Origin of the sequence: Nonlabens xiamenensis (assembly GCF_003865345.1) — a bacterium.
GTDB lineage: Bacteria > Bacteroidota > Bacteroidia > Flavobacteriales > Flavobacteriaceae > Nonlabens > Nonlabens xiamenensis.
This window is the reverse complement of record NZ_RMVE01000003.1, coordinates 428161-442655: the sequence shown is the minus strand read 5'-3', so window position 1 is coordinate 442655 and position 14495 is coordinate 428161. Positions and strand designations below refer to the sequence as shown.

The window sequence follows — 14495 nt, the reverse complement described above, 5'->3', positions numbered from 1 at the left end:
TTGTTATATCAATTCCCACTTAATGGTAAATAATTCTTTTTCTTCTATACGTTGTGCTAAACGCTCTTCTATGTTACTTAAAACATCGTCTTTTTTATCATCTATTTGGTCTTGTGCTTCAAATAAATGTTTTCTTTTTTCATTACGCTTTTTCTCCAAGTCTTTAATAGCACGTTGTTCTTTTACTTTACTTTTTAAATCTAGTGTTTTTCTAGCTTCTGCTTTGCGTAATTTTATTTCTGCATCAATGTCTTTAATTTCTCTTTCTAAGCTTATTTTCATATCATCTGCCCATTTATCTAGCTTGTCATATTCTTGGTCAAAGAACTCAGCATTACGCTGCATGTTATCTTCTAAAACTTCTTGCTTTTGGGCTTTAAATAGGTCTCTAAGCAATAGGTCTGTTTCATCAGAAATAGCCGTTGTGTTTGCAGTTTTTGCAGGTAAGGTAAATAATTTTTGAGCTATTTCAGCATCTATTTTGTTTTGTTGCTTATCTAAAATTTGTGTAAGTAAATAGTCCTCCTCTTCAAAAGATAGAATACTTAATTGTATTACTCTTAAAGTCCCTTTACTACCTACATAATCTTCTACAATAGCCATATTTGTTGGGTGGTTAGAATAATCAAAAATTACTTTTTGTAACTCTAGGTCTTTTGTTTTACAGGCTTCTACTATTTGTTTAGCTAGTGGGTGACCTATTCTATATAAGTTGGTATCATTATCTAATTCTTGTTGCGATTTTTTTATGACATCACCACTTTTTAAGAGTTGGTAAGGACCTTCATTAATTTTACATTGAGGAAAAGGATTCTTTTTAAGTCGAAACACATCTCTCTTAAAATCAAACTCGGCATAACCATTTAGGTAATGTTTGGTAACAGTCCATAACCAGTTTTCGTATTGGTTTAAATAGCTTTTACCTTTCTCTAGGTTTACTTTTAATTTTTGGTGTACTTCATCATCAAAATGCTCTAGTAATTGCTCTCTTGTTTCATCAATTCTAGTATTAATGCTTTCATCCATTTCTTGCTGTAAAGCATCAAAAGCATTTTTTATTTCTGAAGGTTGTCTACATTCCTGATAAATTTGAGCAATACGTTTTTCAAAATCTACACCAGAACTAATACTACCTAAAACTTCATCAGAAGCACCAAAAACCCCATTAAAGAGTTGAAATTTTTGGTCTAGTAACTCATATACTCTTTGGTCTGCTTCATTAGATTGATTTAAGAAATTAACAACAACAACATCATGTTTTTGTCCATATCTGTGTACTCTACCAATACGTTGTTCTATTCTTTGAGGATTCCAAGGCATATCATAATTAACTAGCAGGGAACAGAATTGTAGGTTGATACCCTCAGCAGCAGCTTCAGTAGCAATTAATATGGTAGCTGTATTTTTAAAATAATCTACAATAGCTTGTCGCATATCAGCATCTCTTGCACCACTAACTCTATCAGTACCTTTATGCTCTTCAATCCAATCTTTATAAATCTGTTTAGATTTAGCATCATTATTAGAACCATTAAACAATACTATTTTGTTTTTGTAACCATTGTTAGTTAAATGGTTGGCTAAATATTGCTGTGTTCTTGTAGATTCTGTAAAGATGATTGCTTTTTTATTAGCACCAAGTTCTTCTAGTTTTTCAAAACCTTTGGTTAAAGCAGTTAATAGTTTTTCTCCTTTAGCATTTTTTTCAATAGAAACAGCCAGCTCTCTAAATGTTGAAACATTATCCAATTCAGCTTGTACTTCAGCTAATTCTTCATCAGTAAGTAACTCAAAAGAATTTAATTCTTCATCGTCCCATTCATCTTCCAATTCATTTAAGGTCTCAAATTCAGTTCCTAATTCTACCTTTTCGTTTAGAAATTTTTGGTCTGCTAAAATGGCTTTTAATTTGTTTTCTAAAGCCTGTAAAGTACCAGAAATAGCATATGTAGAAGAAGCTAATAACTTTCTTAAAATGAGAGTCATTAGTTGTCTTTGACTATTGGGTAAGGCATAAAGTTTAGGTGTTTGTAGATATTCTGAAACAAGGTCATATAACGTTTCTTCATCCTTAAAAGGATAGAACTCTTCTACAATAGCAATTCTGTTGGTATAGTTGATGTATTCTAAAACTTGTCTCCTAAGGGTTCTTTTACAGACTGTTTTTAAACGTTCTCTTAATTCAAAAAAAGCATCTTCTGTAGTAATTTTTCCAAACTGAGTTTTAAAGCTCTTTAAGTCTCCAAATATATACTCATCTATAAAACTTACCAACCCATACAATTCTAGTATTGAGTTTTGTAGAGGTGTAGCAGTTAGTAGTATTTTAGGTGCATGTTGAAGAGCAACCTTTATAGCATTAGCAATTTTATTTTTGGGTTTATAAACATTTCTAAGTCTATGCGCTTCATCAATAATGACTAAATCCCAATCTATCATTTTTACAAATTGCTCTTTAGACTTTATAAACTGAAATGAGGCTAAAACTATTTGCTTTTGGTCAAAAGGGTTTCTTTTACCCTGCTTTTTAAGCTTATTAAAAGATTGAGATTCCAAAACTATAGATGGAATGAAAAACTTATCTGATAATTCTTGATTCCATTGTTTTCTTAAGTTAGCAGGACAAATAATAAGTAGTTTTCTTTTTCTTTCTGCCCATTTTTGAGAAATAATAATTCCAGCTTCAATAGTCTTACCAAGTCCAACTTCATCAGCTAAAATAGCACCTTTAGACAAGGGTGATTGAAAAGCAAATAAAGCAGCTTCTACCTGATGCGGATTCATATCTACCTGAGCATCTTGTAAAGAAGCTGTAAATTTACCTATATCATTTGCAGGTAATCTTCGAGTTAATTCGTGAGCAAAATATTTAGCTTGGTAATCTGTAATCATTTATTTTCTATTTTCAACCTTTTTAAAGTCAGTTTAATAGCTTCAATAGCTAAATCTTCCCCTTTTACATCTTCATATATTTTTTCACTAAGCCAAAATTTTAAAAGTTTACTATGTTCAATATCTAATGCAATAGCCAATTTGTCTATTTGTTCCCTTGTAGGTTTTCTATCTCCCTTTTCAATTTTACTTATTAGAGCAGTGTCTACCTCAATTGAAGCTGCAACTTCTCTTAATAGTAACTCTTTAGATTCTCTCTGTGTTCTCAATAGTTCAGCAAGTATCATATTTGTCAAATTAAATCTTGTCAAAGAATGTCTAAATCTAGTTTATTTTTTTTATTAAAAAAATTACCAGCCTTATAGTGAATGTTTAACCTTCCCTGCACAAAACCCCCACCCATTCTCAGGTGGAAAACATCCCCCCACCTTCATCTATCAAAAGTGAAAAATCGCAGGTTAATCTAAATGCAAGGTGATAGCTGCATTGGACTCCTATGGTAAAAGGGATAATCATTGTTTAACTTAAAAATTCAACATTATGGTAACTGTAATCGGTTATGAAAAAAGACAAGCAGAGGATGGAAGAGAGTTCTGTACTCTAACAATTCAGGGAGGAGTAGAAGTGGTCACTTCTCAAAATGGCAATATGTATATGACTGCCAGAAAAACTAGCATTCCATCAACCTTTGATGAAGAAGGCTGTCAGATGATATTAGGACAGCAGATTCCTGGAGACATCAAAAAGGTGAAATGTGAACCATACTCCTATGTAAACAAAACTACAGGAGAAGAAATTATCTTATCTCACACCTATGAGTATGTAGAGGAAAAGCAATCTATTGAAGCATTGCCTTTCCATGCTGTTGGTGGGTATCACGATGATGTAGATGCTTTGTATGCTCAGCCATAGAATGACGTTTTTTATGGGAACTCTATGTTGGTAACTATAAAAATTGTCATTTTACATAATCCCACTGGTTTGTCATCAGTGGGATTATTGCTTGTAAGAATGAATACAAAATCTATGTTTTTTTACTGGGAAGTCCTCCTATGACTAAACTATAGATTAAATAACATAGCTAAATCTTAAAACTACTGCCATGAATGAAATAGCAGAAATCAAATTATCCTATTCTACCCAAGGAGGAAATAAGGATAAGTTTAAAGTGTCTTCTAATGAAGTTGCCTATAATTATTTTAAGGACAATTGGGATACTAGCACCTTGGAAATGCAAGAGGAATGTAAGGCTCTTTTGCTCAATAGGAGTAACTGCGTATTAGGGATATATTCTTTAAGTCGAGGAGGAATTTCTGGTACTGTGGTGGATATTAAATTACTTTTAGTAGCTGCTATTAAAGCCTGTGCTTCCAGTATTATTTTAGCCCATAATCATCCATCTGGAAATCTTAAACCAAGTCATCAAGATATTAAATTAACTCAAAAGCTGATTAAAGCCTGTGAGTACCTTGATATTCAATTTTTAGATCATCTCATCATCACTAAAGAAAACTTTGCAAGTATAAAAGACGCTGTGTAGTTCTTATTCAATTAAGATTGAATTATTTTTCAGTTTTAATTGAATACCTACTATGTTTTTAGGATTAACCAAAGATGAATTTGACAGAAAGCTTAAAGAGAGTATTCAGTATTACTATCCATTTTCCAAAGAGCAGCTAACAAAATATAGCGATATTTTAAACTGGTCAGAAATTTCAGCAAATCAGAATATTAAATGGTCCTATGAACTAATACTTGAGTTTAAGGAATTTATTAACTGGAATGTTATACATAAAAACAAAACTGTAAATAAGAAATTGACGTTAGGATTATTGTTTCCAGACAAAGTTGAACTCCCAAAATGCAACTGTTCATTTAATTACGATTTCTGTGAATGCAATGACAAGAATTTTTATAATGGGAACTGGGAGACATTGAACCATGTTCATGTTAATCTTAATGATACTTCAGATTGCATTATTGAAGCTGTATGTCAGGATATTGATGAAGAATATCTAATGGAATTATTGGGACTTAATTCTCATTAAATCTGAATAATTCATATAAAGGCACCTCTAAAGCTAGAGCTATCTTATTAAGAGTATTTACCGTAGAGTTTACTCTTCCAGCTTCAATTCTACTCAAATTAGTTTTCTCAAAATTACAATGCGCAGAAACATCTAACTGTGTCATTTCTTTTTGAGTCCTCAGTTCTCTTATTCTTAAACCGATTTTCTTGTATAAATCTTTTTGACTCATGAGTTGACATATTTGACAACTCAAAAATTCAGTTAAATTTGACCCTTTAGGTAATCATATATGTCAATAATAAATATTAATAAAACTACAATATGAAAAAACTACTATTTATCACAGCAAGTTTTCTATTGTTCTCTTGCTCATCAGATGATATTGAAGATGAACAAAACAATGGAACTTGTGAATGCGTGCAAACAATAACTATCAGAGAGCCTGGTCAAAATGGCACAATCCTTTTTGAGGAAATAAATAATATAGAATTAGATTGTGATTCTGCTGTAGACGAGGAGACAACTTTAGCCAATGGAAACATTTATAGAGAGGAGTGGGATTGTGATTAATCAAAATAACTCATCAATTGCAAACGTTTTTAAGAGTAAAAAGATTGGCCTAATAGTTTTACTTATAGGAGTAGTCTTGTTAGCTACTTCTTTACTATTCAAATCTGAAGTGGTTTACTTAGGAAAATATAATGTGCCCTATCATCAAACTATAGATGGTGAAATCTATGAATCACCGCAAAGTAAAGCTTTTCTCTTTTTTGATAGCTCATTATATTTCTCAATACTTTCTTCTTTAATAATCTTTATCATAGGTGTTCTTCTTTTAATTGGAGTAAATGATGTAAAGATTAAAGACAGGCTGAAAGGTATATCAATCTTTTTATTGGAAAAATCTAAATCATTTAGCACCTCTTTTCCTTTTATTGGATTGAATAAATGGTACCAGAATTATGCATCCCAACATACTAGAACCATTAAAGACTTAAATGAAAAAGAACTTGAAGAACACAGGGTTCATCAGCTAAAGGAAAGAAGATTAGAAAAGAGAAGTAATTGGATATGGATATTTTTCCTTGTAGGAGTAGTTCTCACTTCTAAATTTTATAATTCTACTGGTAGTGCTTCTTTCTTAGGATTGTTCTTATTCATAAGTATAATTCCACAGCTAGTAAGGGATAAAGGAAATAGAAGTAGTTTATTTATTACGCTTTGGTTTATAGGATTGGCTTTTCTCATTTTTATGATATCCAGTTTGACTATAAATAATTACATCATTGAAAAACTAAACAATACCTAGGATGAAACTATTTGAAACTTTTCAGTTAGGTGCACAATATGAGAACTGGGAGTTTCAATTAGAAAATCATCAGGACCTTGTTATTGCAGATAGATATAAACTAACAGATTATTCTTTAGAGGTTCTACATTATAATGTATCCAAAACTTTATTGTATTTTAATGCTGACATTTTGGTGAGAGTGGATTATATCATTGAGTCCAATTTCAAAGAAAACTTGTTTTTACAAATAACATTAGAACTTAAAACAGAATTTGAGAAGTATTATCAAAAACGAGGAGTAAGCAATGATAATATTTTTAATCTGTGGTTATTTAATGATAAGTTTGTCAAAGTTATGATGAGTTTAGATAGAAATACTATTACTATATGCTATGGTAAAACTATCTATGAGAAATTAAATTAGGAGTACATTTAGGCTACACTATTATGTTCGCAGTTTTTAAATGTTTAATAAATAAGGTAGTAGAGGAGCAGGTTCGAATCCTGCCACCCCGACAAAAAGCCTTTTTACAATTTGTAGAAAGGCTTTTTTGATGTGATAAATTTTCTTTGTACGTCCCACAACAGAACTGCTAGTTCATCCAAAGACATATCTTAAAACGCTTAGAATAATATCGACTTTTCTTCATCATAGAAAAAAGAGGCAACCTTTATAGAATGAGCTCGTAATAGCCTCATGAAATTTCATGGCGTACTGTACTGGTGATGTTTTGCCTAAGTCATAAAGTGGCTTGAAATGGTAATAATCATCCATTGTATGTTCTGTTGTCTTACTTGCTCCAGTCTTTGAAAAATAAACTTGTTGAGTATTCCTGGTCTGTATAAAAGGTAGGAGAATTTTAAATTGGTTTGCTCAGTTGGAAATATTAGAACGCTAACCGCGCTATTTGATTCCTGTCAATGGTGATATGCGCTATCAACTCATCAGGATGATCATCCTTTTTTGAATGAGTAGTAGCATCTACCTTTATCAACTATTTCACCATTAGGCAATAGCACACCGCCGGTTCAATAATCTTTTTACTCTGGTTTTTGAACCAGGGTTCTGTGTGGGTAAGGAATTTCAACACCTATAGCATCCAGCGTGGGCTTAAAGTTTTCTTGAAGATACCAGTACACTGTCCACATATCTTCTGATTTTGTATAGGGTCTTACGTGGATATTTATGCTACTATCCGCATTAGCTGCAACTACGATAACAGGAGCAGGATCTTCTAATGTCAGTGGATGCTCTGCAGCCAGTTTGCGCAATGCCTCCATGGTTTTAGGTATATCTGCGTCATAACTCACACCGATGGTGGTATCGCAGCGACGGATACCTTCTACATCGTGGTTTATGATATTTCCATTCAATAGCGGTCCATTGGGAATGATGGCCAACTTGCGGTCAAAGGTGACTACCTTAGTCTGTAATATATCTATTTCTTTAATAGTTCCAGTAATACCTTGTGCTTCTACGGTATCACCAACTTTAAATGGCTTGAACAACAACAGCAACACTCCTCCGGCAAAATTGGATAAGGACCCCTGCAAGGCCAGCCCCACTGCCAATCCGATGGCAGCCAATCCAGCCGCAAGACTGGTCGTCTGTACGCCCAATGTTCCCACCACAGTAATGATCAAAACGATCCAAAGACCCCATTTGATAATGTTCATCAAGAACTTCTCCAAGGTGATATCATAATCCTTGGCCTGAAAAAACTTTCGCGTAAGCCGCATCACTCGTTTGATCAACCAGGCTCCTATGATATAGAGAACCACGGCTTTCAATAATGGAATACCGTATTCCAGTGCTAGTTCTGCCAATTTTTCTGAATCGAAGTTTTCGAAGAATTTATCCATAGGCTGCAAAATTAAGCCTTGTCCATAACAATGATGTTTAGTTTATGTTAAGACCATTTGTGGAACAAATATTAAATAATTACCTGTAGCATGCTTTCCTCTGTGACCTAGCCAATCAAATTTTTGGAACTGCATTAAAAATCAAAAGCCGCTTTCCAAACGGGAAGCGGCTTTAGTTCACTTAAAATTAAAAATTAGAATGGGTATTTGTTTTCCTCAGTCACCTTGTCTGCAATCGTGTTTCTCAAAGCCACGATATTAGGTAGGTTAGCATATTTGGTAAAACGTTTTAGCCCCATTAACATCATACGTTGCTCATCACCTTCGGCAAAGCTAGAAATACCTTCTTCAGCTCTGTTCTGTATGATTTTTACAGCATTGTAGAGATAAAGCTTGGACATAGCCACTTGTTCCTTTTGGGCTTCCTCGCTGGTACGCGCAATATTCTTTTGCGTACGCAGGATGGCGCTTTCTGCCATGTAGATCTCAATCAAGATATCAGAGGCAGCCATTAACAGCTGTTGGTGTTTTTCCAATTCAGTCCCCAATTTCTGTACAGCGCTACCAGCCACCATTAAAAATACTTTTTTCAACTTCTTGACCATATCCATTTCTTCTGATAATGGTGCCGAGAAATCTGGTGTGTCAAAAGAAGGGATGGAGGTCAACTCGCTACCCACGGCTTGTGCAGGACCCAAAAGGTCCACATGTCCTTTCATGGCTTTTTTGACCAACATACCTACGGCTAGCATTCGATTGATTTCATTGGTACCTTCATAAATTCTGGAAATACGAGCATCTCTCCAGGCAGCTTCCATGGGTGCATCAGCGCTAAAGCCCATTCCGCCATAGATTTGGATACCTTCATCAGAACAATTTTGGATATCTTCAGAAACAGCTACCTTAAGAATGGAACATTCTATCGCAAATTCTTCAACTCCTTTTAATTCCGCTTCCGCGAAAGCAGCACCTTCTTCCTGACGTATATGGATCCGATTTTCTATATCCTTGGCGGCACGGTAAGAAGCACTTTCACCCACATAGGCACTGGTGGCCATATCAGCCAATTTCTTGCGGATGGCACCAAATTTGGCAATTGGTGTTTTAAATTGCTCGCGCTCATTGGCGTATTGAGTAGCCAAGGAGATTACCCTGCGTTGAGCGTCCAAACAGGCTGCGGCAAGTTTAATACGTCCAACATTTAAGGCGTTCATAGCGATTTTAAAGCCTTCTCCGCGGCCAGCCAACATATTTTCTACAGGCACCATGGTGTCATTAAAGAAAACCTGACGGGTAGAAGAGGAGTGGATTCCCAATTTGTGTTCTTCCGGATTCATGGAAATACCGTTTTCAGGATCATTTTCTACGATAAATCCGGTAATATTCTTGTCATCTTCAATACGGGCAAAAACGATAAAAACATTACAGAAACCAGCGTTGGAGATCCACATTTTCTGGCCATTGATTTTGTAGTGTTTACCGTCTTCAGTCAACTCGGCTTTTGTCTTACCTGAATTGGCATCAGATCCAGCTCCAGGCTCCGTCAAACAGTAAGCGCCAAACCATTCTCCGGTAGCCAATTTAGGGACGTACTTTTTCTTTTGCTCTTCAGTTCCATATAGGGTGATCGGCATGGTACCAATACCAGTATGTGCTCCAAAGGCTGTAGCAATAGATCCAGTGGCTCCAGAAATGTAATCACAAACGAGCATGGTAGATACAAAGCCCATTCCCAACCCATCGTATTCTTCTGGTACGGCAACCCCCAGGAAGCCCATTTCACCAGCTTTACGCATAACTTCTTCTGTCAGCGCATAATCTTTCTTTTCAAATCTTTCCTTATGCGGTACAATTTCCTTATCCACAAATTCGGTGACCGATTCCTTCATCATCACCTGCTCCTCAGAAAAATCTTCTGGAGTAAAAATATCCTGCGGATCAGATTCCTTGACGATGAACTGTCCTCCGCGTATGAGTTGTTTTTTTTCTAAAGTTTCCATGTTATAAAATCTTGCTTTTCTTTAATTGTTTATGGCACTGGGCTATCTCCCAATACTTATTTCAAGGCTATGCTTTCCTGCCGTAAAGACTGCTGCGTCTCTGATTAATTCAAAAACTCAAAAATACCAGCAGCACCTTGGCCAGTCCCTACACACATGGTGACCATGCAGTATTTGTTTTGGTTGCCTCTTTTGCGCATTTCATCAAAAATCTGAACAGATAGCTTCGCTCCGGAACATCCCAGCGGGTGACCCAAAGCAATGGCACCACCATTGACATTAACGATGTCTTTATCCAGACCCAATTCCTTTACGACAGCAACGGATTGACTGGCAAAGGCCTCATTCAATTCGATCAGGGCCATATCTTCTTGTTTTAAGCCAGCTTGCTCCAAAGCTTTTGGGATAGCCTTGATAGGTGCAATTCCCATGATTCTAGGTTCTACGGCAGCAACAGCAAAACTCACCAATCTCGCGATAGGTTTGATACCTAATTCGTTGACCATTTCTTCGCTCATTACCAATGTGAAAGCTGCTCCATCACTGGTTTGCGAACTATTTCCTGCGGTAACGCTTCCTCCGGCGGCAAAAACTGGTCTCAACTTGGCCAAGGCTTCCAAACTGGTTCCCCTTCTGGGACCTTCATCTTTGGTCACGGTATAAGTGCGCGTCTTTTTCTTTCCATCCTCATCTAGGTAGGTTTCTTCTACCTCGATAGGAACGATTTGGTCCTGAAATCTGTCTTCATCCTGGGCCTTTAGTGCCTTCATGTGAGAATCATAGGCAAATTGATCCTGTTCTTCACGGGAAACATTGTATTCGTTGGCTACCTCTTCAGCGGTAAGTCCCATTCCCCAATAATAGTCTTCATGGCCTTGTTTAGCCAATTGATAATCTGGGGTTGGTTTATACCCACCCATAGGAACATAACTCATGCTTTCTACCCCACCGGCAACTACACATTGGGCCATCCCAGATTGTACCCTAGCGACGGCCGCACCAATGGCATCTAATCCAGAGGCGCACCAGCGATTGATACTGATTCCAGGAACATCCACCCGGTCGAGCGCCAAAAGGGATATTTGTCTGGCCATATTAAGACCTTGCTCTGCTTCTGGCATGGCATTCCCTACGATCATATCATCGATTTTGGAAGGATCCAGTCCAGGAACCTCCTTAAGCATTCCCTGGATGGTTTCTGCTGCGAGTTCGTCAGGTCGCTTAAAGCGAAATACGCCTCTTCCCGATTTTCCTACCGCTGTTCTTTTGGCGGCTACTATATATGCTGTTGTACTCATTGTTAGTGTTTGATATTGTTCAACAAAATGGAACTCATGATCCGTTTATTTCTGGATAGGTAAGACCAGTTTTATAAGTCTAAGACTCTACCTCTATTGTTCAGTCCCATTACTTTACGTTTAGTTTCTCAATGGTTTTCCTTTCTGGATCATGTGCTGCAAACGTTCAAGCGTTTTGCGTTCTCCAGTAAGGCTCAAGAATGCCTCGCGCTCCAAATCCAATAGATATTGCTCACTGACTTCCTGTGCCTGACTCAAATCACCTCCTGCCATAACGTAAGCCAATTTGTTGGCGATTTTCAAGTCATGTTCACTGATATAGTTCCCAGCCTTCATCGCATCGGTTCCTACGTAAAACATTCCCAAGGCTTGTTTACCCAAAACCTTGATATCTTTTCGGGCAGGTGGTTGTGTATAACCCATATCAGCCATCATTCGGGCTTGCGCTTTCGCGAAAGCGATCTGATGAGCCGGGTTGACTACCACTTTATCTTTTCCATGTTGCAAAATTCCGAGGTCATAGGCCTCATAAGCACTGGTAGCTACTTTGGCTTGTCCGATAGTCAGAAAGTACTCTCTGAGTCGGTTCAATTCCACGTCGCCTTTTTCAAAGCCATCTGCCGCTCTCAACGTCATTTCTTTAGAACCACCACCACCAGGGATCAATCCAACCCCAAATTCAACCAAACCAATGTAAGTCTCGGCGGCAGCGACAACGGCGTCGGCGTGCAGGGACATTTCACAACCACCTCCCAGCGTCATCTGGTGAGGGGCAACAACGGTAGGAATGCTGCTGTATCGCAATCTCATACAAGTATTCTGAAACTGCTTAACAGCCATATTCAATTCGTCGTATTCCTGTTCAACAGCCATCATAAAGATCATACCTATATTGGCACCCACAGAAAAGTTGGTACCTTGATTGGCGATTACCAGTCCGTCGTACTTTTCTTCGGCAAGATCAATGGCTTTATTGAGTCCGGCTAAAACATCACCACCGATGGAATTCATCTTGGAACGGAATTCACAGTTGATGATACCATCTCCCAGGTCTTGAATGGATACTCCAGAGTTGCTCCATATCTCTTGGCTAGGTCTGATATTATCGAGTATAACTACGCTATCCTGACCAGGTTTCTTCACATAGTCTTTATCTGGAATAGAGTAGTAGTAGGTGGCGCCATCTTTAACCGTATAAAACGAGTCAAAGCCTTTGTCCAACATTTCGGTTACCCAGGCTGCAGGCTCTTTCCCGATAGCCTTCATCAATTCGATACCTTTCTCTACACCCACGGCATCCCAGATTTGATAAGGTCCATGTTCCCATCCGAAACCTGCACTCATCGCATCATCAATGCGGTACAGTTCGTCAGAGATTTCTGGGATTCGATGCTGTACATACGCAAATAAAGCAGCAAAACTCTTGCGATAAAATTCGCCAGCCTTGTCTTTACCTTTTATCAACACTGGGAATCGATCGACTACCTTGTCGATAGTTTTGGTCATTTCCAGTGTAGCAAATTTGGCTTTGCCTTGGTTTTCATAGTCCATGGAATCCAGGTTCAACGCTAGAATTTCGCTTTTCCCGTCATCATTTTTCACTTTTTTGTAGAAACCTTGACCGGTTTTGGAACCTAACCATTTGTTTTCCATCATCTTATCGATGAAGTCAGGTAGCTTAAAGGTATCTCGGTGTTCGTCCTCAGGGCAGTTTTCATAAACTCCGTTAGCGACATGTACCAAGGTATCCAAGCCTACTACATCAACAGTTCTAAACGTCGCGGACTTCTGGCGTCCAATCACTGGACCAGTGAGTTTATCGACTTCAGTTACCGTCATGTCCATTTCCTTGACGGTGTGGAAGAGACTTTGGATAGAAAATATTCCTATTCGATTACCGATAAAGGCTGGTGTGTCCTTGGCCAAAACGGCTGTCTTTCCCAGGTACTTTTCACCGTATTCCATAAGGAAATCGGTAACTTCTGGATCACAGTTGGGTCCAGGAACTACTTCAAACAACTGTAGGTAACGTGGGGGATTAAAGAAATGGGTTACTGCAAAATGTTTTTGGAAATCCTCACTACGTCCTTCATTCATGAAAGCAATGGGAATACCCGAAGTGTTTGAAGTAATCAGAGTTCCCGGCGTGCGGTATTGTTCTATTTTCTCAAAAACTGATTTTTTGATATCCAGGCGCTCGACCACTACCTCAATGATCCAATCAGTATTTTTGATCGTGTGCAAATCGTCTTCTAAATTTCCAGTAGAGATTCTCTTGGCAAAGGAAGTATCGTACAGAGGTGCTGGTTTGCTTTTAATGGCAGATTGAAGATTTTCATTCACTATACGGTTGCGCACCGCTTTATCTTCCAGGGTCAGGCCTTTGGCTTTCTCTTTTTCAGTAAGCTCTCGCGGTACGATGTCTAGCAAACGTACTTCACAGCCTATGTTGGCAAAGTGACAGGCAATCCCGCTTCCCATGATACCTGAACCTATGACGGTTACGTGTTTTATTCTGCGTTTTCCCATTTTATTTTTGAACTAATAAAGATTTTTGTTTGAAAATTTTTTTGGAGTTGACGATCTCATTGATTTTATAGGCAACTTCTAGAAAGGTATCCAATTTTTCTGGATCTATTTCATCCCTAACGGTTTGATCGAAGGTTTTAACAACAGATTTAGAAAATTCGCGCATCTCCATCCCAAAATCGGTGAGGTGAATCAAAACACTGCGTCCATCTTCTGGGTTTTTACGTCTTTCGATCAAGCCTTTGTTTTCCATCATTTTGAGTGTTCTAGATAGGGAAGTGGCTTCCATTCCCATTTTTGGTCCCAAGGCTGTACTGGGAGTACCAGATTCAGGATCAATACTGATTAAGGCAAATCCAGTAGACATGGTACTGCCTTTGACCGCTGCCTGTTCATTGTACATTTTTGAAACAGACATCCAGGTCGCTCTTAAAATATAATCTATCGTCTTATCTCTCATATTCTGAAATATGTTGCAATATACTTAATTTTATTATGCGTGCATAGTAAAATAACAAAATTTTCAATCGTTATAGTAGGAGGGCGGTTGTGGTTGGATTGCAACTACCTCGATAGCTGCTTTTTTGTCAAT

At 37.5% G+C, this 14495-nt stretch carries 14 protein-coding genes; 6 read left to right on the top strand and 8 right to left on the bottom strand.

Annotated elements, in window-relative coordinates; genetic code table 11:
* Positions 1–3 precede the first annotated feature (3 nt).
* Both EGM47_RS10430 and EGM47_RS10425 read right to left on the bottom strand, forming a co-directional pair.
* A complete protein-coding gene (locus tag EGM47_RS10430; RefSeq protein ID WP_124980751.1) occupies positions 4–2892 on the bottom strand; it encodes an SNF2-related protein in 2889 nt (962 codons plus the stop codon).
* Positions 2889–3179 (bottom strand): helix-turn-helix domain-containing protein, encoded by a 291-nt coding sequence (locus EGM47_RS10425; protein ID WP_124980750.1) that lies wholly within the window; start codon positions 3177–3179, stop codon positions 2889–2891. Before EGM47_RS10425 ends, EGM47_RS10430 begins: the two co-directional genes overlap by 4 nt.
* A gap of 253 nt (positions 3180–3432) precedes the next feature.
* Between EGM47_RS10425 and EGM47_RS10420 the strand changes: the two genes are divergently transcribed.
* The 3 genes from EGM47_RS10420 to EGM47_RS10410 all read left to right on the top strand — a co-directional run bounded on the left by EGM47_RS10420 (position 3433) and on the right by EGM47_RS10410 (position 4940).
* Positions 3433–3804 carry a hypothetical protein gene (locus EGM47_RS10420; protein WP_124980749.1) on the top strand — a complete coding sequence of 124 codons (372 nt, stop codon included), beginning with the start codon at positions 3433–3435 and terminating at the stop codon, positions 3802–3804.
* A 190-nt stretch (positions 3805–3994) separates the two neighbouring features.
* A complete protein-coding gene (locus EGM47_RS10415; RefSeq protein ID WP_124980748.1) occupies positions 3995–4432 on the top strand; it encodes a JAB domain-containing protein in 438 nt (145 codons plus the stop codon).
* 52 nt (positions 4433–4484) lie between these two features.
* Complete coding sequence (locus EGM47_RS10410) at positions 4485–4940, top strand: hypothetical protein (RefSeq protein ID WP_124980747.1); 456 nt, start codon at positions 4485–4487, stop codon at positions 4938–4940.
* Here the strand turns inward: EGM47_RS10410 and EGM47_RS10405 are convergent.
* Positions 4927–5151, bottom strand: a complete 225-nt coding sequence (locus EGM47_RS10405; protein ID WP_124980746.1) for a helix-turn-helix domain-containing protein — start codon at positions 5149–5151, stop codon at positions 4927–4929. The two genes, EGM47_RS10410 and EGM47_RS10405, sit on opposite strands and share 14 nt — an antisense overlap.
* A 92-nt stretch (positions 5152–5243) precedes the next feature.
* Between EGM47_RS10405 and EGM47_RS10400 the strand changes: the two genes are divergently transcribed.
* Genes EGM47_RS10400 through EGM47_RS10390 form a run of 3 tightly spaced genes read left to right on the top strand, consistent with a single transcriptional unit; the run spans position 5244 to position 6637 of the window.
* Positions 5244–5492, top strand: coding sequence for a hypothetical protein (locus EGM47_RS10400; RefSeq protein WP_124980745.1), 249 nt, complete (start codon positions 5244–5246; stop codon positions 5490–5492).
* Positions 5455–6231 carry a hypothetical protein gene (locus EGM47_RS10395; protein ID WP_124980744.1) on the top strand — a complete coding sequence of 259 codons (777 nt, stop codon included), beginning with the start codon at positions 5455–5457 and terminating at the stop codon, positions 6229–6231. Before EGM47_RS10400 ends, EGM47_RS10395 begins: the two co-directional genes overlap by 38 nt.
* Before the next feature lies 1 nt (position 6232).
* Complete coding sequence (locus tag EGM47_RS10390; protein ID WP_124980743.1) at positions 6233–6637, top strand: hypothetical protein; 405 nt, start codon at positions 6233–6235, stop codon at positions 6635–6637.
* Between the two features lie 617 nt (positions 6638–7254).
* On the opposite strand, the gene EGM47_RS10385 is transcribed toward EGM47_RS10390, so the two are convergent.
* From EGM47_RS10385 to EGM47_RS10365, 5 genes are all read right to left on the bottom strand, one after another.
* Positions 7255–8076 (bottom strand): mechanosensitive ion channel family protein, encoded by an 822-nt coding sequence (locus EGM47_RS10385; RefSeq protein WP_124980742.1) that lies wholly within the window; start codon positions 8074–8076, stop codon positions 7255–7257.
* Positions 8077–8270: 194 nt separating this feature from the next.
* Positions 8271–10076, bottom strand: coding sequence for an acyl-CoA dehydrogenase family protein (locus tag EGM47_RS10380; RefSeq protein WP_124980741.1), 1806 nt, complete (start codon positions 10074–10076; stop codon positions 8271–8273).
* A 104-nt stretch (positions 10077–10180) separates the two neighbouring features.
* On the bottom strand, positions 10181–11374 hold the full coding sequence (locus EGM47_RS10375; RefSeq protein WP_124980740.1) for an acetyl-CoA C-acyltransferase: 1194 nt from the start codon (positions 11372–11374) through the stop codon (positions 10181–10183).
* 120 nt (positions 11375–11494) lie between these two features.
* Positions 11495–13903 (bottom strand): 3-hydroxyacyl-CoA dehydrogenase/enoyl-CoA hydratase family protein, encoded by a 2409-nt coding sequence (locus EGM47_RS10370; RefSeq protein WP_124980739.1) that lies wholly within the window; start codon positions 13901–13903, stop codon positions 11495–11497.
* A 1-nt stretch (position 13904) separates the two neighbouring features.
* Positions 13905–14363: a MarR family winged helix-turn-helix transcriptional regulator gene (locus EGM47_RS10365; RefSeq protein ID WP_124980738.1), complete on the bottom strand. Its 459-nt coding sequence runs from the start codon at positions 14361–14363 to the stop codon at positions 13905–13907.
* Positions 14364–14495 lie beyond the last annotated feature (132 nt).